The organism is Klebsiella pneumoniae subsp. pneumoniae HS11286 (assembly GCF_000240185.1).
GTDB classification, from domain to species: Bacteria; Pseudomonadota; Gammaproteobacteria; order Enterobacterales; family Enterobacteriaceae; genus Klebsiella; species Klebsiella pneumoniae.
The window spans coordinates 2470804-2492088 of sequence record NC_016845.1 but is presented as its reverse complement, the minus strand read 5'-3'; the positions used below and the strand labels follow the sequence as shown (position 1 = coordinate 2492088).

General features: G+C 60.8%; 18 protein-coding genes and 1 other annotated feature. Of the genes, 7 read left to right on the top strand and 11 right to left on the bottom strand.

The window, feature by feature from the left end:
* Positions 1–62 precede the first annotated feature (62 nt).
* The 3 genes from KPHS_24570 to KPHS_24550 all read right to left on the bottom strand — a co-directional run bounded on the left by KPHS_24570 (position 63) and on the right by KPHS_24550 (position 3056).
* Positions 63–1091 (bottom strand): putative NADH:flavin oxidoreductase, encoded by a 1029-nt coding sequence (locus KPHS_24570; protein YP_005226757.1) that lies wholly within the window; start codon positions 1089–1091, stop codon positions 63–65.
* Positions 63–2839 (bottom strand) — a sequence feature (potential frameshift: common BLAST hit: gi|238894567|ref|YP_002919301.1| putative NADH:flavin oxidoreductase). (Overlaps the previous gene by 1029 nt.)
* A complete protein-coding gene (locus tag KPHS_24560; protein ID YP_005226756.1) occupies positions 1058–2839 on the bottom strand; it encodes a putative NADH:flavin oxidoreductase in 1782 nt (593 codons plus the stop codon). (Overlaps the previous feature by 1782 nt.) The genes KPHS_24570 and KPHS_24560 overlap by 34 nt, the downstream gene beginning before the upstream one ends.
* 85 nt (positions 2840–2924) lie before the next feature.
* Complete coding sequence (locus tag KPHS_24550; RefSeq protein ID YP_005226755.1) at positions 2925–3056, bottom strand: transcriptional regulator; 132 nt, start codon at positions 3054–3056, stop codon at positions 2925–2927.
* 499 nt (positions 3057–3555) lie between these two features.
* Between KPHS_24550 and KPHS_24540 the strand changes: the two genes are divergently transcribed.
* The 3 genes from KPHS_24540 (at position 3556) to KPHS_24520 (ending at position 8478) form a co-directional block, all read left to right on the top strand.
* Positions 3556–4992 (top strand): putative tartrate:succinate antiporter, encoded by a 1437-nt coding sequence (locus KPHS_24540; protein YP_005226754.1) that lies wholly within the window; start codon positions 3556–3558, stop codon positions 4990–4992.
* Between the two features lie 54 nt (positions 4993–5046).
* Positions 5047–6699, top strand: a complete 1653-nt coding sequence (locus tag KPHS_24530; RefSeq protein ID YP_005226753.1) for a fumarase B (fumarate hydratase class I), anaerobic isozyme — start codon at positions 5047–5049, stop codon at positions 6697–6699.
* A gap of 162 nt (positions 6700–6861) precedes the next feature.
* Complete coding sequence (locus KPHS_24520; protein ID YP_005226752.1) at positions 6862–8478, top strand: mechanosensitive ion channel; 1617 nt, start codon at positions 6862–6864, stop codon at positions 8476–8478.
* Between the two features lie 607 nt (positions 8479–9085).
* Here KPHS_24520 and KPHS_24510 read toward each other — a convergent pair.
* The 6 genes from KPHS_24510 to KPHS_24460 are packed head-to-tail and all read right to left on the bottom strand — an operon-like array spanning position 9086 to position 14150.
* A complete protein-coding gene (locus KPHS_24510) occupies positions 9086–9475 on the bottom strand; it encodes a putative 4-carboxymuconolactone decarboxylase (RefSeq protein ID YP_005226751.1) in 390 nt (129 codons plus the stop codon).
* Complete coding sequence (locus KPHS_24500; RefSeq protein YP_005226750.1) at positions 9468–10232, bottom strand: putative 3-oxoadipate enol-lactonase II; 765 nt, start codon at positions 10230–10232, stop codon at positions 9468–9470. Before KPHS_24500 ends, KPHS_24510 begins: the two co-directional genes overlap by 8 nt.
* Positions 10222–11574, bottom strand: a complete 1353-nt coding sequence (locus KPHS_24490) for a putative fumarate lyase (protein YP_005226749.1) — start codon at positions 11572–11574, stop codon at positions 10222–10224. The genes KPHS_24500 and KPHS_24490 overlap by 11 nt, the downstream gene beginning before the upstream one ends.
* 9 nt (positions 11575–11583) lie before the next feature.
* Entirely contained in the window at positions 11584–12786 is a 1203-nt protein-coding gene (locus KPHS_24480) for an acetyl-CoA acetyltransferase (protein ID YP_005226748.1), read from the bottom strand.
* 10 nt (positions 12787–12796) lie between these two features.
* Positions 12797–13453, bottom strand: a complete 657-nt coding sequence (locus KPHS_24470) for an acetyl-CoA:acetoacetyl-CoA transferase subunit beta (RefSeq protein YP_005226747.1) — start codon at positions 13451–13453, stop codon at positions 12797–12799.
* 10 nt (positions 13454–13463) lie between these two features.
* Complete coding sequence (locus KPHS_24460) at positions 13464–14150, bottom strand: acetyl-CoA:acetoacetyl-CoA transferase alpha subunit (protein YP_005226746.1); 687 nt, start codon at positions 14148–14150, stop codon at positions 13464–13466.
* A gap of 169 nt (positions 14151–14319) precedes the next feature.
* Here KPHS_24460 and KPHS_24450 point away from each other — a divergent pair, with 169 nt between their 5' ends.
* Positions 14320–15126, top strand: coding sequence for an IclR family transcriptional regulator (locus KPHS_24450; RefSeq protein ID YP_005226745.1), 807 nt, complete (start codon positions 14320–14322; stop codon positions 15124–15126).
* Here the strand turns inward: KPHS_24450 and KPHS_24440 are convergent.
* Together KPHS_24440 and KPHS_24430 are read right to left on the bottom strand one after the other, a co-directional pair.
* On the bottom strand, positions 15123–15686 hold the full coding sequence (locus tag KPHS_24440; protein ID YP_005226744.1) for a DNA endonuclease SmrA: 564 nt from the start codon (positions 15684–15686) through the stop codon (positions 15123–15125). The two genes, KPHS_24450 and KPHS_24440, sit on opposite strands and share 4 nt — an antisense overlap.
* Before the next feature lie 101 nt (positions 15687–15787).
* Positions 15788–16696, bottom strand: coding sequence for a putative DNA-binding transcriptional regulator (locus KPHS_24430; RefSeq protein ID YP_005226743.1), 909 nt, complete (start codon positions 16694–16696; stop codon positions 15788–15790).
* A 166-nt stretch (positions 16697–16862) separates the two neighbouring features.
* Between KPHS_24430 and KPHS_24420 the strand changes: the two genes are divergently transcribed.
* The 3 genes from KPHS_24420 to KPHS_24400 all read left to right on the top strand — a co-directional run bounded on the left by KPHS_24420 (position 16863) and on the right by KPHS_24400 (position 21264).
* Positions 16863–18173 carry an aminobenzoyl-glutamate utilization protein gene (locus KPHS_24420; protein YP_005226742.1) on the top strand — a complete coding sequence of 437 codons (1311 nt, stop codon included), beginning with the start codon at positions 16863–16865 and terminating at the stop codon, positions 18171–18173.
* The gene (locus tag KPHS_24410) at positions 18173–19618 is read left to right on the top strand and encodes an aminobenzoyl-glutamate utilization protein (RefSeq protein ID YP_005226741.1); all 1446 of its coding nucleotides are present in this window, start codon (positions 18173–18175) and stop codon (positions 19616–19618) included. The genes KPHS_24420 and KPHS_24410 overlap by 1 nt, the downstream gene beginning before the upstream one ends.
* A 119-nt stretch (positions 19619–19737) precedes the next feature.
* On the top strand, positions 19738–21264 hold the full coding sequence (locus KPHS_24400; RefSeq protein YP_005226740.1) for an aminobenzoyl-glutamate transport protein: 1527 nt from the start codon (positions 19738–19740) through the stop codon (positions 21262–21264).
* Positions 21265–21285 lie beyond the last annotated feature (21 nt).

Here is a 21285-nt window from a genome sequence, read left to right as displayed (position 1 = left end):
TCTCCTTAGAAGGGGCAAGCCGGGCGGCGAAAGCGCCAACCCGGCAGGAGCAAGGTTACAGGTTATCCTCTGGCACGTTTCGCCGCCTGATGGCCCGCGAGGGTACCGAAGATGATGATATCCGCCACCGCGTTACCGCCGATACGGTTGCCGCCGTGGATCCCGCCCACCACTTCACCGGCGGCGTAGGCGCCGCGAATCGGCTGCTGCGCCACATTCAGCACTTCGCCATCGGTATTAATGGTCACGCCGCCCATGGTGTGGTGCACCCCGGGTGCGATGCGAATGGCGTGGAACGGGCCTTCGTTAATCGGCGCGCGCAGCGCGGTGGTCCGGCCAAACTGTTCATCATGCTGTTTTTCCACCGCCCCGTTGTAGCATTCGAGGGTGGCGAGGAAGGCATGGTAATCCATCCCCAGTTTCTCCGCCAGTTCCCGCGGTGAGCTGGCGCTGGTGACGAAGCCTTTGGCGATGTACTCGTCGGCAGCTTTGTTTTTCGCCCGCACATGCTCGTCGAAGACGATGTAAGCATAGTGTTCCGGCAGAGCGATAATCGCCGCCGAGACTTTATCGCGGGTCTCCATCTCGTTGAAGAAGCGGTTCCCCTGCTGGTTAACGAGAATAGCGCCGCCGCCGCGAATCGATTCGGAAATCAGATACGAGGTCTGCTGCTCGACGGTCGGGTGAATCTGAATTTCGCCCATGTCCACGGTGCCGGCGCCGATGCGTTCCAGCAACGCGATACCGCTCCCGGTAGCCCCTTTGTGGTTAGTGGTGACGAAGCCTTCAAGGTCAGGACGATACTTCACGACCATCGCGCTGTTAGCGCTGAAGCCGCCGGTGGCCACTACGATGCTTTTGGTCTGTACTTCAATGACCTCTTTTTCGTCGTTGATCAGACGTACACCGCTAACCTCATCCCCGCGCATCAGGATCTCTTCCACCGAGGTATCCAGCAGGACGTCAATACCGCGTTTGGTGATGTTGCGCACCAGGCCGCTAATCAGATAGCCGCCGACCGCTGACCCGTCGCGCGGACGGTGGGTACGGTCAATGCTCATCCCACCGGTGGTGGTAATGTCGTTGAGCATAATGCCCCGGTCCGCCAGCCACTCAATGGCTTGCGGCGCGTTTTCAACGAAACGGCGCAGCAGCTGCGGGTTGTTTTGTTGTGGCCGCCCTTCAGGGTTTCCTGATAGAACAACTCCTTACTGTCTTCGATACCTTTCACGCGCTGGAAGCGGGTTTCCGCGGCGTTCATCCCGGCGGAAGCCTTGATGGTGTTCCCGCCGATGGTTGGCATTTTTTCAACGATCAGCACGCTGGCCCCTTCGTCGTGGGCCTGAATGGCTGCCGCCAGACCGGCGCCGCCGCTGCCGACTACCACCACATCATAGCTTTTCGGCGCGGCGTCATTGCCGCCCTCTTCCGCCGCCAGCGCTTTACTCGATTTCAGCATCGCTTTGGCGACCGCTTTTTTCACCGCCTCGCTCTGGCTGGTGGCCCCGGAAATGGCATCGACGTGCGGGGTATTGGCGGTGAGAATACGTTCGCGGATCTCTTCAAAGCTGGTGGTGAATTCCACGGTCTGGACCGGGCTCGCCGCCAGTTCGATATCGGCAATATGGTCATTTTCGAGGCTGACGTTGATCACCAGCTCATTGGCGTCATCGTGGACGGTCTCAACAAACATCCCCGGTTTAAATTTGGCGTCGCCCATGCTCATGTCGCGGATCATCGCTTCCACCAGCGAGAAACGCCATAGCGGTTCCGGAATGTGCAGCGCTTCACGCTGGGTGCTGTCGATAAACAGCTCCAGCTCTTCGCCGGCGGCGATACGTGACGCCCAGTCCGGATAGGCGATGCAGGCGCGGCCCACGGCGATCAGGTCATAACCATGATCGAGGCCCTGCTCGGCATCAGCGGCGTTCACCACCCCGCCGACGCCCATCACCGGCACCTGGGCGAGGGTGTCAGAGCGCATCGCGCAGTATTTCTCGATCAGCGGCGTCGGGTCGCTGGTATCGACGATAGACGGACGCAGGGTGGCACCCACCGAGAAGTGCAGATAGTCGACACCGCGGGCGGCCAGCTTTTCCAGCAGATACATGGTGTCGTCAAAGCGGATCCCCGGGACCTCCATCTCCTCCGGCGAGAAGCGATAGCCGATGATAAAGGCATCGTCAGCATACTGGCGGGCCATTTTGTGGGTAATATCCAGCACCGCCAGTGGGAAACGGGCGCGGTTGTCGCGGCTACCGCCCCACTCGTCATCGCGCTGGTTGGAGTTCGGCGAATAGAACTGCTGAATGAGATAGGTGTTGGCGCCGTGAATTTCGACCCCGTCGAAACCGGCGAGAATGGCGCGACGAACGCCGTCGCCAAACTTGGCGATCATCCCTTCCACTTCTTCTCCGCTCAGCGCCCGCGGCATGGCGGCGCCCTCACGCGGCGCGGCAATAGCGCTCGGCGCCACCGGCTGGCGCCCCCCGATCAGCTGCGGGTCGACCATACGGCCGCCGTGGTAGATCTGCAGAATCGCTTTTGAACCCTCGGCTTTGATCGCCTCAGCGATTTTCGCCAGGCCGGCAATTTTTTCATCATTATCGATGCCGATCGCGCCCGGGAAGGCCAGACCGTAGTCATCAATAAAGCAGCACTCGACAATAATGGTACCGATGCTTCCGGCGCGCGCGCGGTAGTACTCCACCAGCTCGCTGGTGACAGTACCATCGAAATAACCGGTGCAGGTGGTCATTGGCGCCATGAGCAAACGGTTTTTCAGCTCGGTACCATTTGGTAAAGTAAATGGCTGCAAAATACGTTCGTTACTGGTCATAAGTTACGCTCCAGATTTTAAAATATTAAAAGCTCAGAATGAGGTGACGGAATCATTAATGGTTTTGGTTTTTTAATTCCTGTTGTCATGCCAATAATATAACGCGTTTTTTAATTACTAAACCAATTACGTTAGTTATAAAACTATTTAACCCCAGCAATAACATCGCTACCTCTATTGTATTATTAAAATAATAAATAGCATTTACATAATACAAATGCGTGATAACAATTAGGATACTTTTGTTAACATAAACAATGACAAGAAAAACCGCAAAAATACAATAAAATCATAAAGATACTAAAAGTGAATATAATTTCAGCATTTATTATTCATTTTTCTTTTAACATCTATCGATATTTTCGCCAAAATAACACCTCATCATATAGGGTTATACTGATAATAAAAAAATAGTGAAATCACCGGCTTTTCTTGATCTTGATCAATTGCAACGGCCATTGAAAGCGCAATATATAAATAACCAACAAATTTAATTTAACGCCTCATAAAACGCGTTAAATAAGCGCCCTATCGATACTCAGAAACGCAAAATAAAAACTAAAGTAACTTTTGTAATTAAAGAAACCACTGAGCAAGACGCTGGCGTAAACGTTATTTTCAACAACTTGCAGATACTCATTATGAAAGAGAAAAAGACAACCATACCGCCTGCCGGTGCAGTCAAGCCAACGACTGCGAATAAAAAACCTCTCCTGATGATGGCGCTGCCGATTATCGTTGCCGTGCTGTTATTGTTCGTCCCGGTCCCCGAAGGCCTGCCGCCGTACGCCTGGCACTACTTCGCTATCTTTGTCGGGGTGATCGTCGGGTTGATTTTTGAACCGCTGCCCGGCGCCGTTATCGGTATCACCGGCGTGGTAGTTATTGCCCTGTGCAGCCAGTGGCTGCTGTTCAGCCCGGATCAGATGGCCGCGCCAGGCTTCAAAATGGCTGGCGCCTCCTTTAAGTGGGCGGTGAGCGGCTTCGGCAACTCCACCGTGTGGCTTATCTTCGGCGCGTTCATGTTCGCCGCCGGCTACGATAAAACGCAGTTCGGCCGCCGCCTGGCGCTGATTCTGGTGAAATATCTTGGCCGTCGCAGCCTGACGCTCGGCTACGCCATCACCTTCGCGGATCTGCTGCTGGCGCCGTTTACGCCATCTAACACCGCACGCAGCGGGGGGACTATCTACCCGATTATCGCTAACCTGCCGCCGCTGTACGGTTCAAAGCCAAACGATCCGAGCGCACGTAAAATCGGTTCCTATCTGATGTGGGTAGCGATCACCGCCGCCTGTATTACCAGCTCGATGTTCCTGTCGGCTTTGGCCCCGAACCTGCTGGCCCTGGCGCTGGTCAAAAGCATTGTTGGCATCAATATCTCCTGGGGCACCTGGTTCATCGCCTTCCTGCCGCTGGGTATCCTGCTGATTCTGGCTATGCCGCTGCTGGCCTACTGGTTCTACCCGCCGGAAGTGAAAGTCAATAACGAAGTGCCACTGTGGGCCGCGCGTGAACTGGAAAAACTGGGCAAACTGTCGCGCAATGAAATTCTGCTGCTGGTATTCGTCTGCTTCGCGCTGATGATGTGGATCTTCGCCGCCGACTGGATCGAACCGGCGCTGGCTGCCCTGCTGGTTATCGTGCTGATGCTGTGGACCGGCGTGCTCTCCTGGAGCGATATCACCAACAACAAAGCGGCATGGAACACCTTTGTCTGGTTCGCCACCCTGGTGGCACTGGCCGACGGCCTCTCCTCCACCGGCTTTATCGCCTGGCTGGGTAAAGAGGGCGGCGCGCTGATGAGCGGCATCTCCCCGGGGATGGCGACCATCGTCCTGCTGCTGGCGTTCTACCTGCTGCACTATCTGTTTGCCAGCACCACCGCGCACACCACCGCGCTGCTACCGGCCATGCTGACCATTGCCTCGACTATCCCGGGAATGAATATGGAAGTGTTTGTCCTGCTGATGGTCACCTCGCTGGGCGTGATGGGGATCATCACCCCGTACGGTACTGGCCCAAGCCCAATCTACTACGGCAGCGGCTACCTGCCGACCAAAGATTACTGGCGCCTCGGCACCATCTTTGGCGCCATCTTCCTGGCCGCCCTGCTGCTGATTGGCTATCCGTGGATGTCCATGATGTTCTGATTCATAACCGCCGGGACTACCCCGGCGGTTTTTATCTTTATGGAGTAAGTGACTATGTCGACTAAACCGTTTGTTTATCAGGATCCGTTTCCGCTGGCGCACGACGATACGGAATACTATCTGCTCAGCAAAGAGCACGTCTCCGTCGCCGAATTTGACGGCCAGCAGGTCCTGAAAGTAGAGCCGCAGGCGCTGACCCTGCTCGCTCAGCAGGCCTTCCACGACGCCGCCTTTATGCTGCGCGTCTCCCATCAGCAACAGGTCGCCTCGATTTTGCTCGACCCGGAAGCCAGCGATAACGATAAATATGTCGCCCTGCAGTTCCTGCGCAACTCGGAAATTGCCGCCAAGGGCGTGCTGCCGACCTGCCAGGATACCGGCACCGCGATTATCATGGGGAAAAAAGGCCAGCGCGTCTGGACCGGCGGCGGCGATGAAGCCGCCCTGGCGCAGGGGGTGTACAACACCTATACCGAAGATAACCTGCGCTACTCACAGAACGCGCCGCTGGATATGTATAAAGAGGTTAACACCGGCACCAACCTGCCGGCGCAGATCGATCTCTACAGCGTCGACGGTGAAGAATATAAGTTCCTGTGCATGGCGAAAGGCGGCGGTTCCGCCAACAAAACCTATCTGTACCAGGAGACCAAGGCCCTGATCACCCCGGCGAAGCTGAAAAACTACCTCGTTGAGAAGATGCGCACTCTCGGCACCGCCGCCTGCCCGCCGTACCACATCGCGTTTGTGATCGGCGGCACCTCAGCGGAAGCGACGCTGAAGACCGTCAAACTGGCCTCGACCCGCTATTACGACGGTCTGCCGACCGAAGGCAACGAACACGGTCAGGCGTTCCGCGACGTGCAGCTGGAGCAGGAGCTGCTGCAGGAAGCGCAGAACCTCGGCCTCGGCGCGCAGTTTGGCGGGAAATACTTCGCCCACGATATCCGGGTGATCCGTCTGCCGCGCCACGGCGCCTCCTGCCCGATCGGCATGGGCGTCTCCTGCTCCGCCGACCGCAATATCAAAGCCAAAATTAACCGCGACGGTATCTGGATCGAGAAGCTGGAGAGCAATCCGGGAAAATATATTCCTGAACATCTGCGTCAGGCCGGCGAAGGCGAGGTGGTAAGCATCAACCTGAATCAGCCGATGAGCGAGATCCTGGCGCAGCTGTCGGCACATCCGGTCTCCACCCGCCTGAGCCTTAACGGCACTATTATCGTGGCCCGCGACATCGCCCACGCCAAGCTGAAGGAGCTTATCGACAACGGCGAGGCGCTGCCGCAGTACGTCAAAGATCACCCGATCTACTACGCGGGCCCGGCTAAAACGCCAGCCGGTTACGCTTCCGGCTCCCTCGGCCCAACCACTGCCGGCCGCATGGACTCTTACGTTGATCTGCTGCAGTCCCACGGCGCGAGCATGGTGATGCTGGCGAAAGGCAACCGCAGCCAGCAGGTGACCGATGCCTGCCATAAACACGGCGGCTTCTACCTTGGAAGCATCGGCGGCCCGGCGGCAGTGCTCGCCCAGCAGAGTATCAAGAGCCTCGAGTGCGTGGCCTATCCGGAACTGGGGATGGAAGCTATCTGGAAAATCGAAGTGGAAGATTTTCCGGCGTTTATCCTCGTCGATGATAAAGGCAACGACTTCTTCCAGCAGATCCAGAATAAGCAGTGCGCGGGCTGTAAACAGCACGGCTAACGCTATCCTCTGACGCTGATATCAGGCCGTCGCCGTTTGGGCGACGGCTTTTTTATGTCCGCGTTTCCCCAGCTTGAATTCACTTCGCACCAGGCTATGCTCAACTACAAGCCCTCCGTTTTTTGCTGAAAAATAACAATAATTCTTATCTCAGGTGCCTCAATGAACAGGATGAGCATCGTTATCCTCTGGGCGCTGGCGCTGCTGGTGCTCCAGCCGGCGCTGGCCGCCGAACCGCGACAGCAGCCAACCGCGCGCGAGCAGGCACGCACGGTCACGATTTTCCACCAACCTGTCGTCATGTTGCAGGCCACCTTTGGCCAGACCACGCCCGAAGAGCGCGTTTTGCGCACCCGTAGCGCCCTGCGCGCCTTCACCGAAGATGATATTCGCCAGCCGCTGCGGGTCGTGCCGGTTATCCGCTATGGTCAGCCAGGCAGACTGTTGCTGATGAACGGCAAACCGGTGCTGCTGCTGAGCCAGGCGGATCTCGACGAGGGCGATGATTTAACCCTCGACCAGGCAGCCCAGCGGGTGCTGGCGCGTATGGAAGCCCAGCGCACCAGCCTCCAGGAGCAGTTCAACAACCGCTATCTGTTCATCTCCGCCGGTAAAGCCCTGGCCGGGGCGCTGCTGCTGGCGCTGTTTTACTACGGCGCCTTCCGCGCCTGGCGGCGGGTGCGACGTTTTTTCCTGCTGCGGATCCTCGAAAAACGTAGCGCCATACCGCAGCACTGGCGGCGCTATCTCGGCAATATTGAAGTTCGACTCTATGCTGTGCTGGTCATCCTTCTCGGCATGCTGGCCTGTTATCTCTGGCTGAGCTGGGCCTTCAGCCTGTTTCCCTGGACGCGGGTGTGGAGCGAATCGCTGGGCGACTGGTCGCTGGGGGTGATCCGCCACCTCTCTCTGTCGATTGTCGCCTCCCTGCCGGGGCTGATGATCGTGGTGCTTATTTTCCTTCTCACCTGGCTTATCATTCGCCTGGTGAAGGTGGTTCTCGACCAGGTCGCCGCCGGCCGCATTCAGATTCCCGGCATTCATCCGGAGACCGTTAGCGCCACCCGTCGGCTTATCTCGGTGGTCATCTGGTTGTTTGCCCTCTCCGCCGCCTACCCGTTCCTTCCCGGCGCCAACTCTCTCGCCTTCAAAGGCATTAGCCTGTTCTTCGGCCTGATGCTCACCCTCGGGTCAACCGGAGTGATGACCCATGCGATGAGCGGCCTGGTGCTGATCTACTCTCGGGCGCTGCGCAAAGGCGACTGGATCCGCCTCGCCGATAATGAGGGTCAGGTCAGCGAGATTGGCGTGCTGGCGACCAAAATTCTCACCCGCGAAAATTACATCGTTACCGTCCCGAACGCGGTGGTGGTGAGCGGGAAAATTATTAATCTCAGCGCCGAAAGCGCCGACGGTGGAGTCAACCTCACCACCAGCGTCACCATCGGCTACGATACGCCGTGGCGTCAGGTCCATGCGCTGCTGGAGCTGGCGGCGAGACGCACCCCGGGGATCGATCAGCAAATTGCGCCGGTGGTGCGTAAGCTGGGATTGCTTGACTGGTACACCTCGTATGAGCTGCAGGTGCGCTTACTCCCCACAACCAAGCTGCCGGATGGCCGCAACGCATTGCATAGCAGCATTATTGATGTGTTTAACGAATTCGGCGTGCAGATTATGTCGCCGAACTTTGTGATGCAGCCAAAGGCGGCGGTAGTGGTGCCGCAGGAAGCCTGGTACGCCGCCCCGGCCGTCGCGCCGCAGGAGCCGGAGAAATAAAGGTTAACGTAGCGGCATTTCTGCCGGGTGGCGGCTGCGCCTTACCCGGCCAGGGGTTCGTGCGGCCTGTCACTCATTTACCCACTTGCGCGACTGAAACTGCCGGTGCTGGCGGCCTCAAAATCGCTGAGACGTTCCCGGAAGGCCGGGGCAGCCCGCATGGATGCGGGCTGAGGGCCGTGTTTTGCAGGGACGCTGCCTCGGCCCGACCCGCAGCCTGCAGGGATAAGTCGAAGGGACCGCGCAGCGGCGATTTTGCTGGCCGGAGCCCGGGGGTACAGGGGGCGGCGGCGACTGGCCGCCCCCTGTGCGCTCCCTGCGCCATAAGTGACATAACGCAGAAGATCAACCGGGAGCGCAATCTGCCCGGAATTAACATAGAAGTTGTAGCCCTGCCAAACGTTGTGGTCCTGCCACACATAGTGCGAACAGGGACATTTCCGGTTGTGCCGTTATTTCGCCGGGTGGCGGCTGCGCCTTACCCGGCCTACGGGGTCTACAGGCGATCTTCGCTTCCCAGGCCCGGCAAGCGCTGTGCCGGAGGGCAATCTATCGGCGCCTTACCCGGCCTACAACGACTGCCGGGCAATCCGACTCGGACGACGACTCAACCCTGCGCGGCGTCGATGTCGTCAAACACCTGCTGCGCCAGATGCATCGTGGCATTGGCCGCCGGCAGCCCGCAGTACAGCGCAGAGTGCATGATCAGCTCTTTCAGCTCATCGCGGGTCACCCCGTTGTTAAACGACGCGCGCAGATGCATCTTCAGCTCCGCCTCGCGATTGAGAGCGATCAGCATGGCAATAGTGATCATGCTGCGGGTATGGTGATCGAGCCCCGGACGCGTCCAGGTCTCGCCCCAGGCATAGCGGGTAATAAAGTCCTGAAACTCATCATTCAACGGCGTCAGATGCTGCAGCGTACGGTCGACGTGGGCGTCGCCCAATACTTTGCGCCGTACCGCCATCCCGTCCTGATAGCGCTGTTTATCATCCATGGCGTTCCCCCTGGAAAAAGCTCAGCAGCGCCGAAGTAAAGCTTTTCGGCGCCTCAATGTTAGACAGATGCGATGCCGCCAGAACAACCACCTCGGAGGCGGGGATCTGCTGCTGCAGGAAATGAGCGTCACCGACCGTGGTGACAGGGTCACTTTCCCCAGCGATGATTAGCGTCGGCAGCGGGATCTGCCCCACTTCGCCCCGCAGGTCGGCGGCGGCCAGCGCCTCACAGCAGGCGGCATAGCCTTCAGCATCGGTATGGGTCAGCTGGTGACAAAGCGCCTCGACCACCTCCGGCGCCTTCTGGCGAAACGCGTGGGTAAACCAGCGGTCTGCCGCTCCGGCGGCCACCACCGCCATCCCCTCCTGACGTACGGCCCGCGCCCGCGACAGCCAGCTGGCCTGATCGCCAATGCGCGCCGCGGTGTTGGCGACCGCCAGACCATGAAAACGCTCCGGCGCAAAGCGTCCCAGCCACAGGCCGGTCAGACCGCCCATCGAGATCCCGCAGAACCAGGCGCGGTCGATATTCAGGTGATCGAGCAGCGCAATCACATCCTCCCCCAACTGGGCGAGGGTCACTTTGCCATTTTTTGTCGTTTTACCGTGGCCGTGCGTGTCGTAGCGCAGCACCCGGAAATGGGCGGTTAACGCCTCGATCTGCGGCTGCCACATCGCCCGGGTGGTGCCCAGCGAATTGGAGAGGACGATAACCGGCGCGCCATCCGGCCCGTCGAGTTGATAATCAAGATTCATCACGTTGCTCCTGATAACGCGCCAGCACCTGGCGCACAAAGCGTTCGGCGCTGCCGGTCGCCGTTGCCGGGTCCAGCAGCGTGGTTAAGCGTTCACGAGAGAGATACTGACTGACCTGTGGGTCAGCCGCGAGCAGATCGACCAGCGGGTAGTGACGGTCCAGCGCCTGGCGGCACAGCGCTTCGATGTGATGATGCGCCTCGGCTTTGCCAATGAATTCCGCCAGCGCCAGAGTCACCGCCTCAGCCATAATCAGCCCGTGGGTGATATCGAGATCGGCGCGCATTTTCTGCGGGAAAACCTGCATGTCGCGCACCAGCGCCTCGCTTTGCGCCAACGCCCCGCCCACCAGGGTAATTAGCTCCGGCAGGGTCTCCCACTCCGCCTGCCAGCCGCCCAGCGCCCGCTCATGCTGCTGGAGTTGGCTGGCGTAGAGCGTCGCCATCAGCCCCGGCGTACGCTGGGCGGCGGTCAGGATCGCCGCGCAGGCCACCGGATTGCGCTTATGCGGCATCGTCGACGAACCGCCGCGACCTTCCGCCACCGGCTCGCCCACCTCAGCCACTTCGGTCTGCATCAGCAGGGAAAAGTCGTTAGCGAATTTCCCCAGCGTGCCGCAGACGCCGGCGAACCAGGCGCCCGCCTCCAGCAGCCGATCGCGCTGGCTGTGCCACGGAGTATCCGGCAGCGACAGCCCGAGGATCTGCGCCAGCGCCAGGCCAACCGCCGGCCCTTTCTCTTTTAGCGCGTCCAGAGTGCCCGCGGCGCCGCCAAACTGCAGCGCCAGCAGCCGCGGACGCATCTCGCGCAGCCGCTGCTGCCAGCGCAGGAGCGCGTCGAGGGTGCCCGCCAGCTTCAGGCCAAAGGTCACCGGCAGCGCGTGCTGCATCCAGGTCCGGCCCGGCATCACGGTATCGCGATAACGATCCGCCTGGAGAGCCAGGGCCGCCAACAGCTGCTCAAGCAGAGTCTCAGCGGCATCCAGCGCCCCGCGCAGCTGGAGCACCAGTCCGGTGTCGATGGCGTCCTGGCTGGTAGCGCCCCAGTGAACGTAGCGCGCAGCCTCAGGATCTTGCGCTTTTACCTGCGCCGTCAGCTGTTTCACCAGCGGGATGGCCAGATTACCGGCTCCCACCGCCGCCTCGCCCAGCGCGGCAAAATCGATGGCCTCGTGGCGGCAGGCCGCCACAATTGGCCCGACCGCTTCCGGCGGCACCATCCCGCAGGCGGCCTGCGCTTGCGCCAGCGCCGCTTCAAAATCCAGCATGCCCTGCACCCGCTGCGCGTCGCTGAACCAGTCGGTTAGCGGACTGCTGCGCAGCATCGGGGTCAACAAACTCATTCTGGCTCCTTAAACACGTTCAATAATCAGGGCGATCCCCTGTCCGACGCCGATGCACATGGTGCACAGGGCGTAACGACCGCCGGTCCGTTTCAGCTGATAAGCCGCGGTCATCGCCAGCCGGCCGCCGGAGGCGCCGAGCGGGTGGCCCAGCGCAATCGCCCCGCCGTTAGGGTTCACGTGGGCGGCATCGTCCGGTAAGCCTAAATCGCGGGTCACCGCCAGCGCCTGCGCGGCGAAGGCTTCATTCAGCTCAATGACATCCATCTGGCCTAATGTCAGGCCGGTCTGCGCCAGCACCTTGCGCACCGCCGGCGCCGGGCCAAACCCCATGATCCGCGGCGCAACGCCCGCCGTCGCCACGCCGACCACCCGGGCCAGCGGCTGAAGATCGTTAGCCGACAGCGCCGTCTCGCTGGCCATCAACAGCGCGCAGGCGCCGTCGTTAACCCCGGAGGCGTTACCGGCGGTAACGCTGCCGTCGGCGCGCACCACGCCGCGCAGTTTAGCCAGCGCCTCCAGCGAGGTGCTGCGCGGGTGCTCATCGCGGCTAAACAGCAGCGGCTCGCCTTTGCGCTGCGGCACCTGGACGGCGATCAGCTCATCGGCGAAACGCCCCGCCTCTTGCGCCGCGGCGGTACGCAACTGACTGCGTAAGGCGAACGCGTCCTGATCGGCACGGGAGATGGCAAACTCATCGGCGACGTTTTCCGCCGTCTCCGGCATGGAATGCACGCCGTACAGGGCTTTCATCTGCGGGTTAATAAAGCGCCAGCCGATGGTGGTATCCTCCATCTGCATGCTGCGGCTAAAGGCGCTCTCCGCTTTCCCCATCACAAACGGCGCGCGGGACATGCTCTCCACCCCGCCGGCGATCATCAGCTGCGTCTCCCCGCTTTTAATCGCCCGCGCCGCGACGCCGATCGCGTCAAGGCTGGAACCGCACAGGCGGTTGATGGTGCTCCCGGGCACGCTCTCCGGCAGGCCGGCCAGCAGCAGCGCCATCCGCGCCACGTTGCGGTTGTCTTCCCCGGCCTGGTTGGCGCAGCCAAAGATCACATCGTCAATGCGCGAGGGATCCAGTCCCGGGTTCCGCGCCAGCAGCGCTTTCAGCGGCAGCGCCGCCAGGTCGTCAGCGCGCATCGTCGCCAGGGCACCGCCGAAACGGCCAAAGGGTGTACGCACCGCATCACAGATAAATGCCTGATTCATCATAGGTTCCTTACGCGCTTTCCGCCAGTTGTTGAAAGGTCAGCGCCACCGGAGTGATGCGCTGCAGCTCTTCAAAAGAGAGGCCGTTAAAGATTTCCCGCACCACCGGGCCGCGGTCGGTGATGTCGATCACCGCCAGGTCGGTATAGATCCGGCTGACGCAGCCGACGCCGGTCAGCGGGTAGCTGCACTGCGCCACCAGCTTGCACTCGCCGTCACGGGTCAGGTGGTCCATCATCACAAATACCTGGCGGGCGCCGATGGCCAGATCCATCGCCCCGCCAACGGCCGGGATCGCATCCGGCGCACCGGTGCTCCAGTTGGCGAGGTCGCCGCTGGCGGAAACCTGATAGGCCCCCAGCACGCAGATATCGAGATGGCCGCCGCGCATCATGGCGAAGGAGTCGCCGTGGTGGAAATAGCAGCCCCCCTGCAGGAGGGTGACATACTCTTTACCGGCATTGATCAGCTCGGGATCTTCTTCCCCGGGCTGCGGTTTCGGCCCCATCCCCAGCAGGCCGTTTTCGCTGTGCAGGAACACCTCTTTGTCAGCGGGCAGGTAATTGGCAATCCGGGTCGGCAGGCCGATGCCGAGGTTGACGTAAGCACCTTCGGGAATATCGCGGGCCACGCGCTGGGCCATTTCGTCACGGGTCAGTTTTTGCATGTCGGGCTCCTCAGGCGCGTTGTGCGGCAGTCAGGTTTTCCAGCGAGAAGACGCGCTGGACGAAAATGCCGGGGGTGATGATGTTTTCCGGATCGAGGTCGCCCAGCGCCACCAGCTGCGAGACCTCTACGATGGTGGTTTTCGCCGCTGTCGCCATGATCGGGCCAAAGTTGCGCGCCGCCTTGCGATAGACCAGGTTGCCCCAGCGGTCGCCCTGGTGGGCTTTAATCAGCGCGAAATCGGCTTTGATCGGGTACTCCAGCACGTAGTGGCGACCGTCGATTTCCCGTGTCTCCTTGCCTTCCGCCAGCGGCGTGCCGTAGCCGGTGGGGGTAAACACCGCCCCCAGCCCGGCGCCGGCCGCCTGGATCCGCGCCGCGAGGTTGCCCTGCGGCACCAGCTCCAGCTCCACTTTGCCGCGACGGTAGAGATCATCGAAAATCTGCGAATCCACCTGGCGCGGAAAGGAGCAGATCATTTTGCGCACCCGGCCCGCCTTGAGCAGCGCGGCGAGACCCACTTCCCCGTTGCCGGCGTTGTTATTTATGATGGTCAGGTCGCGAGCGCCCTGGTCAATCAGGGCGTCAATCAGAAAGGTCGGCTGGCCGGCGGGGCCAAAGCCGCCGATCATAATAGTCGCCCCATCGTGGATCCCGGCGATGGCCTCGCTCAGCGTCGATACGCTTTTATCAATCATCAGGTCGCTCCAGTGATGTGCGGTAATCGCACTTTTATTCGTTGTTCGCACAAAATGTGACCCGCTTAACGATGTCGGTCAAGGGCGATAATCGAAATATGGTGCGATAATCGAACATCGGTTATCTTTAGCGAAAGAATGTGATCGATGGCAAATATGGGGAACAGAAATGGACAAGCATCCAGACGATTTACTGACCGGCGACGGCGATCCGTTTAAAGGCGATCCTAACTTTATGGCCTCCCTGGCGCGGGGTCTGGAGGTGATTCAGGCGTTCACGCCGCAGCGGCCCCTGCTGTCTATCTCACAGATCAGTCAGAAGACCGGCATCCCGCGCGCCGCGGTGCGCCGCTGCCTGTATACCCTGAGCAAGCTGGGGTTCGTGTATGCCGAAGACGGTAAGAATTTCCAGCTGCGGCCGCGGATCCTGGCGCTGGGCCACGCCTGGCTGGCCTCGACGCCGCTGGCGCGTTCGGCGCAGCCGGTGCTGCGGCATCTGAGCGAAATGCTCAATGAGTCCTGCTCCATCGCCACCCTCGACGGCGACGATATCCTGTATATCGCCCGCGCCTCCAGCTCGCGGATTATGACCATCGACCTGGATATCGGCAGTCGCCTTCCGGCGTGGGCGACCTCGATGGGCCGGGTGCTGCTGAGCCATCAGCCGGAGGAGAAGCTCAACGATATGCTGGCCCGGGTGACCATGATCCGCTATACCCCACAGACGGTGGATTCGGTGGCGAAGCTGCGCGCCGAACTGAAACGGGTGCATCAGCAGGGGTATGCCCTCAACGATCAGGAGCTGGAGATGGGGCTGCGCTCCCTCGCGGTCCCGCTGTTTAACGCTCAGGGGCAGGTCCAGGCGGCGCTCAACGTCGGGGTGCATGCGGGCCAGATGACGGCCCGCGAGATGATCGAGCGCGTGCTGCCGGAGCTGCAAAAAGCCGCCCGCGAGCTGACGCTGCTTCTGCGCTAACGACTGCGCTTGGCGTGCTGCTCCCAGGTCTCCTGCTTCGCCTGCGCCGATTTACGCAGCGCGACATAGCAGGCGCCGCTGCCGCCATGATGCGGAAGCGCGGCGCAGAAGGCCTGCACCTCCGGCAGCTCTTCCAGCCAGCGCGCCAGATAGCTGCGGATAATATTGGCGTGGGACTGGTCGTCGCGGCCTTTGCCGTGAACGATCAGCACATTGCGTAACCCCTCTTTCTGCGCCTGCACCATAAAGGCGAAGAGCATCTGCCGGCACTGTTCCACCGGCTGGCGCAGCAGGGAGAGGCTCGCCTGCTGGCTGTATTTCCCCCGCCGCAGCTTATCCAGCACGCCGCTCTGCAGCCCTTCTCGCTTAAACTCCAGCGGCGTGGCGAGCGGCACGATATCGAGATAGCCGGTGGTGAGAAAATTATCCAGCTGCAGGGTATCGACGCGTTGCGGGGCCCGGCTGTTACGCCCGGGATGCCAGTGCACGTCATTATTACGTTTCAGAGGCTGGACATCTTCCATGGCGTCAAGAAACAGGGATTTGTCATCAAGGTTCATGGGCTCTCCTCCAGCGGCTGTCGCCAGCTACTATAGCCGCCTCGCGCTCCCCTCTCAACGCGTTTAGCCGCGTTCGCTGGCAAAGTGAGCGTGACGAACGATTAAGGAAACAATTGTCGGCTCTGGCGGCGGAACAGGGTGATTAACGACGCCGTGAGCGGCGTCTGTCGGGTATCGCGCCGCTGGATCAGATAATAGGTGGCGGTGGGTAACACTTCACGGATGGGGATCATCACCAGTTTGTCGGCCATCAGCGGGTCGTTGCCCAGCTCCACCGGCAGGATGCTGAGAAAATCACTTTTCACCACCAGGCTGATGCAGGATGAGAACGTTTCGCAGACGATCCCCACCTTTGGCTCCCGTCCCAGCTGTTCGAAGCATTCCTGCAGCTGCTTGAAGTAGCTGCCGCGCGGCGTCGGCATGGTCCAGTGGTGATCCATCAATTCTCCCAGCGAGGTGGCCTGCGCCGCCGGATGGCCCGCGCGGGCGAACACCGCGAACGGTTTCTCAAACAGTTTCTCAAAGCTGAACTCATGGTCGTACGGCCCGGGGTAATAGGTATTAATGGTGAAATCCAGCTCCCCCTGGCGCAGCTCATTAATCATCGCCAGCAGTTGACCCTCCATGATCCGTACCTTCACCTGCGGATGCTGCTGATGAAAGCGGCAGATCACCGACGGCATCAGCGACCGGGCGACGCTGGCGCCAAGGCCAATATTAATTTGCCCGGCCTGTTCCCCCTGGCGCTGCAGCAGTTCATCCTGCGCCGCCCGCAGCTCCTCAAGGATCAGGCTCGCATGTTGATAAAAACTTTCGCCATTGTCGGTTAACGCCACCCCCTGGCTGCGGCGGACGAACAGCTGGGCGGAAAGCCCCTCCTCCAGCTCTTTAATCGCTTTGGTCAGCGCCGGCTGCGAGACCGCCAGCGCCCGGCTGGCGCCACGGATACTGCCTTCCCGGGCTACTTCGACGAAGGCGCGAATTTGATGAAATTTAATCTGAAATGCCATGCTTTTAGTGATAACCGTTGCTTATCAGACAGAAGAAAATGACATCTACTGTAATCCATCAGGCTGTGGCAGGTTAAGGTTGTTAAGGCCTGTAGCGCGTCAGTGATAAACAAAAGCTATCACATCGTGAACGCCGTCACATTTTTTACTTATGACAGGATAAGCTATGCCGCAACTTGATGAATACCTCCGCCAACTGGCGCCCTCCATGACCCAATGGCGCCGTGATTTTCACCTGCACGCTGAATCCGGCTGGCTGGAGTTTCGCACCGCCAGTATGGTCGCGGATATTCTTGACGGGCTAGGCTATCAGCTGGCGCTAGGCCGCGACGTCATCGATGCCGACAGCCGGATGGGGCTGCCGGACGAGGAGACCCTGGCCCAGGCTTTCGAACGCGCCCGCGAACAGGGCGCGCCGGAGCGCTGGCTGCCAGCGTTTGAAGGCGGTTTCGCCGGCGTGGTGGCCACGCTCGACACCGGGCGGCCCGGACCAACCCTGGCCTTTCGCGTCGATATGGATGCCCTCGATCTCAACGAACAGCATGACGACAGCCACCGCCCCCATCGCGATCATTTCGCCTCCTGCAACGCCGGCATGATGCACGCCTGCGGCCATGACGGCCATACCGCCATCGGGCTGGGGCTGGCGCATGTGCTCAAGCAGTATGCCGCCCAGCTCAATGGCGTCATTAAACTGATTTTCCAGCCTGCTGAAGAGGGTACCCGCGGCGCCCGCGCGATGGTGGCCGCCGGCGTGGTTGATGACGTGGATTATTTCACGGCGATCCATATCGGGACCGGCGTGCCGGCAGGTACCGTGGTCTGCGGTGGAGACAACTTTATGGCCACCACCAAATTCGACGTGCAGTTCAGCGGCGTGGCCGCCCACGCCGGCGGCAAGCCCGAGGACGGGCGCAACGCGCTGCTGGCCGCCGCCCAGGCCGCCCTTGGCCTGCACGCCATCCCGCCGCACAGCGCCGGCGCCTCGCGGGTCAACGTCGGGGTGATGCAGGCCGGTACCGGGCGCAACGTGGTGCCCTCTTCCGCGCTGTTAAAAGTGGAAACCCGCGGCGAAAGCGAAGCCATTAATCAGTACGTGTTCGAGCGGGCGCAGCACGTCGTCGCCGGGGCTGCGGCGATGTACGAAGCCCGCTACGAACTGCGCATGATGGGCGCGGCGACCGCCAGCGCACCGTCGCCGGCGTGGGTGGACTATCTGCGCGAACAGGCCGCCCGGGTGCCCGGCGTGCAACAGGCGGTGGATCGCATCGCCGCCCCGGCGGGCTCGGAAGACGCCACCCTGATGATGGCCCGGGTCCAGGCGCGCGGCGGCCTCGCCTCGTACATGATTTTCGGCACTGAACTCAGCGCCGGTCACCACAACGAAAAGTTTGACTTCGACGAGAGCGTGATGGCGGTAGCGGTCGAAACCCTGGCGCGCGTCGCGCTTAACTTTCCCTGGCAGCGGGGGGTGTAATGGAAGCCATTTTTCAGTTTGTGGACGAGGTGGTTGAGGCACAACGCGACACTTACTGCGCCATCGCCGACGACATCTGGGACCACCCGGAGACCCGCTTTGAGGAGTTCTGGTCAGCCCAACGGCTGGCCGACGCCCTGGAGGCGGAAGGTTTTCAGCTCACCCGCGATGCTGGCGGGATCCCGAATGCCTTTATCGCCAGCGTCGGTGAGGGCCAACCGGTCATTGCCCTGCTCGGCGAATTTGACGCCCTGGCGGGACTCAGCCAGCAGGCCCACAGCGCGGAACCGACGCCCTTGACGCCGGGAGCCAACGGCCACGGCTGTGGGCACAATCTGCTCGGCACCGCGGCATTCGCCGCGGCGGTCGCCGCCAAAGGCTGGCTGCAGCAGCACGGCGACAGCGGCACTCTGCGCTTCTACGGTTGTCCCGGCGAGGAAGGCGGTTCGGGAAAAACCTTTATGGTGCGCGAAGGGTTGTTTGATGATGTCGATGCGGCGCTGACCTGGCATCCGGAAGCCTGGGCCGGGATGTTCAGCACCCGCACCCTCGCCAACATTCAGGCGGCATGGCGATTTACCGGCACCGCGGCCCACGCCGCTAATTCGCCGCACCTGGGCCGGAGCGCGCTGGATGCCGTCACCCTGATGACCACCGGCAGCAATTTCCTCAATGAACATATCATCGAGAAGGCGCGCGTCCATTACGCCATTACCGATACCGGCGGCGTCTCGCCCAACGTGGTGCAGGCGCAGGCGGAAGTGCTGTATTTGATCCGCGCGCCGGAGATGGCCGACGCTGAGCAAATCTTCGCCCGCATAGAGAAGATTGCCCAGGGGGCCGCGCTGATGACCGAGACCCAGGTCAGCTGCCGCTTTGAAAAAGCCTGCTCCAGCTATCTGCCCAACCGCACGCTTGAGGCGGCGATGTATCAGGCGGTCTGTCATTACGGTACCCCCGCCTGGAGCGACGAGGAACGCGCTTTTGCCGCGGCGATCCGCGCCACTCTCAGCGCCAACGATATTAACAACAGCCTGAACAATATTGCCGGCACCAGTGGCGAGGAAGGCAAAACGTTCGCTCGTCGTCACCGCGACACCTTGCTGATTGATGAGGTGGCGCCCTGGGCGGCCACGGATAACGTCCTCGCCGGATCCACCGACGTCGGCGATGTTAGCTGGAAAGCGCCGGTGGCCCAGTGCTTCAGCCCGTGCTTCGCGGTGGGTACCCCGCTGCACAGCTGGCAGCTGGTGAGCCAGGGCAGAACCTCCATTGCCCATAAAGGGATGTTGCTGGCGGGGAAAGTCCTCGCGGCGACCGCCATCCATTTATTCAGCGACAGCGCCCTGCTGGAGGCCAGCCAGCAAGAGCTCAGGCAGGTACTGGCCGAACGCCCCTATCGTTGCCCGATCCCGGCGGAGGTGAGTCCGTCCGTTTTACGATAACCACTTAGAGGCTACTCCTGGCCAACGCTGACCGGATCGCGGCACGCACCGCCCATAATAACCGCCGGCAGTACGGGAGCAGGCCTGCCCAACACAACAACGACAACAGAGGAATGCCCATGAGTATGTCATCCATACCGTCATCTTCCCCCGGCGGAAAGCGCTATGGCTGGGTAGAGAAGATCGGTAACAAGGTCCCGCACCCGTTTTTGCTGTTTATCTATCTCATCGCCGTGCTGATCGCTGCCACGGCAATCCTCTCCGCCCTCAACGTTGGGGTACAAAACCCAACTGACGGTTCGCGGGTGGTGGTCAAAAACCTGCTCAGCGTGGAAGGATTGCACTGGTTTTTGCCGAACGTGATTAAAAACTTCAGCGGTTTCGCGCCGCTGGGGGCGATCCTCGCCCTGGTTCTGGGCGCCGGCTTTGCCGAGCGGGTGGGCCTGTTACCGGCGTTGATGGTCAAGATGGCCTCGCACGTCAGCGCCCGCTATGCCAGCTATATGGTGCTGTTTATCGCCTTTTTCAGCCATATCTCTTCCGATGCGGCGCTGGTGATTATGCCGCCGCTGGGAGCGCTGATGTTTCTTGCCGTCGGTCGGCATCCTGTCGCTGGTCTGCTGGCGGCGATAGCCGGCGTGGGCTGCGGCTTTACCGCCAATCTACTGATTGTCACCACCGACGTGCTGCTCTCCGGGATCAGCACCGAGGCGGCAAAGTCCATCGATGCCTCTTTGCACGTCAGCGTGATCGACAACTGGTACTTTATGGCGACTTCAGTGATCGTTCTGACGCTCGTCGGCGGACTGATCACCGATAAGCTGGTCGAGCCGCGGCTGGGCCAGTGGCAAGGCAGTCGTGATGAAAAGCTGCAGACGCTGACGCCCGGGGAGCGGTTCGGCCTGCGCATCGCCGGCGTGGCGACGCTGGTATTCGTGGCGGTCATCGCCCTGATGGTGGTCCCCGAAAACGGTATTCTTCGCGATCCGGTTCAGCATACGGTCATGCCCTCGCCGTTTATCAAAGGCATCGTGCCGCTAATTATCTTTTTCTTCTTTGTCGTGTCGCTGGCATACGGCATCGCCACCGGCAAAATTCGCCGCCAGGCCGACCTGCCGCAGTTGATGATTGAGCCGATGAAAGAGATGGCCGGGTTTATCGTGATGGTCTTCCCGCTGGCGCAGTTCGTGGCGATGTTCAACTGGAGCAACATGGGCAAGTTTATGGCCGTCGGTCTGACGGACCTGCTGGAGAGTTCAGGCATGAACGGTGTTCCGGCGTTTGTCGGCCTTGCGCTGCTGTCGGCTTTTCTGTGTATGTTTATCGCCAGCGGCTCGGCCATCTGGTCGATTCTGGCGCCGATCTTCGTGCCAATGTTTATGCTGTTGGGCTTTCACCCGGCGTTTGCGCAGATCCTGTTTCGTATCGCTGATTCATCGGTGCTGCCGCTGGCGCCGGTGTCACCGTTTGTGCCGTTGTTTCTCGGCTTTCTACAGCGCTACCGGCCGGATGCCCGCCTCGGCACCTACTACTCGCTGGTGCTCCCTTACCCGCTGATTTTTCTCGCCGTCTGGCTGCTGTTGCTGGTGGGCTGGTATCTGGTGGGACTGCCGATCGGCCCTGACATCTATCCGCGGCTGTCTTAACCCACCGATGCGCCAGGGACG

Bases quoted from the DNA above. Each gene is read 5' to 3' on its own strand.
- KPHS_24570 (YP_005226757.1), bottom strand. From the start codon at position 1,091: ATGCTCAACGACATTACCACCACCGGTGGGATGAGCATTGACCGTACC.
- KPHS_24560 (YP_005226756.1), bottom strand. From the start codon at position 2,839: ATGACCAGTAACGAACGTATTTTGCAGCCATTTACTTTACCAAATGGT.
- KPHS_24540 (YP_005226754.1), top strand. From the start codon at position 3,556: ATGATGGCGCTGCCGATTATCGTTGCCGTGCTGTTATTGTTCGTCCCG.
- KPHS_24530 (YP_005226753.1), top strand. From the start codon at position 5,047: ATGTCGACTAAACCGTTTGTTTATCAGGATCCGTTTCCGCTGGCGCAC.
- KPHS_24520 (YP_005226752.1), top strand. From the start codon at position 6,862: ATGAACAGGATGAGCATCGTTATCCTCTGGGCGCTGGCGCTGCTGGTG.
- KPHS_24510 (YP_005226751.1), bottom strand. From the start codon at position 9,475: ATGGATGATAAACAGCGCTATCAGGACGGGATGGCGGTACGGCGCAAA.
- KPHS_24500 (YP_005226750.1), bottom strand. From the start codon at position 10,232: ATGAATCTTGATTATCAACTCGACGGGCCGGATGGCGCGCCGGTTATC.
- KPHS_24490 (YP_005226749.1), bottom strand. From the start codon at position 11,574: ATGAGTTTGTTGACCCCGATGCTGCGCAGCAGTCCGCTAACCGACTGG.
- KPHS_24480 (YP_005226748.1), bottom strand. From the start codon at position 12,786: ATGAATCAGGCATTTATCTGTGATGCGGTGCGTACACCCTTTGGCCGT.
- KPHS_24470 (YP_005226747.1), bottom strand. From the start codon at position 13,453: ATGCAAAAACTGACCCGTGACGAAATGGCCCAGCGCGTGGCCCGCGAT.
- KPHS_24460 (YP_005226746.1), bottom strand. From the start codon at position 14,150: ATGATTGATAAAAGCGTATCGACGCTGAGCGAGGCCATCGCCGGGATC.
- KPHS_24450 (YP_005226745.1), top strand. From the start codon at position 14,320: ATGGACAAGCATCCAGACGATTTACTGACCGGCGACGGCGATCCGTTT.
- KPHS_24440 (YP_005226744.1), bottom strand. From the start codon at position 15,686: ATGAACCTTGATGACAAATCCCTGTTTCTTGACGCCATGGAAGATGTC.
- KPHS_24430 (YP_005226743.1), bottom strand. From the start codon at position 16,696: ATGGCATTTCAGATTAAATTTCATCAAATTCGCGCCTTCGTCGAAGTA.
- KPHS_24420 (YP_005226742.1), top strand. From the start codon at position 16,863: ATGCCGCAACTTGATGAATACCTCCGCCAACTGGCGCCCTCCATGACC.
- KPHS_24410 (YP_005226741.1), top strand. From the start codon at position 18,173: ATGGAAGCCATTTTTCAGTTTGTGGACGAGGTGGTTGAGGCACAACGC.
- KPHS_24400 (YP_005226740.1), top strand. From the start codon at position 19,738: ATGAGTATGTCATCCATACCGTCATCTTCCCCCGGCGGAAAGCGCTAT.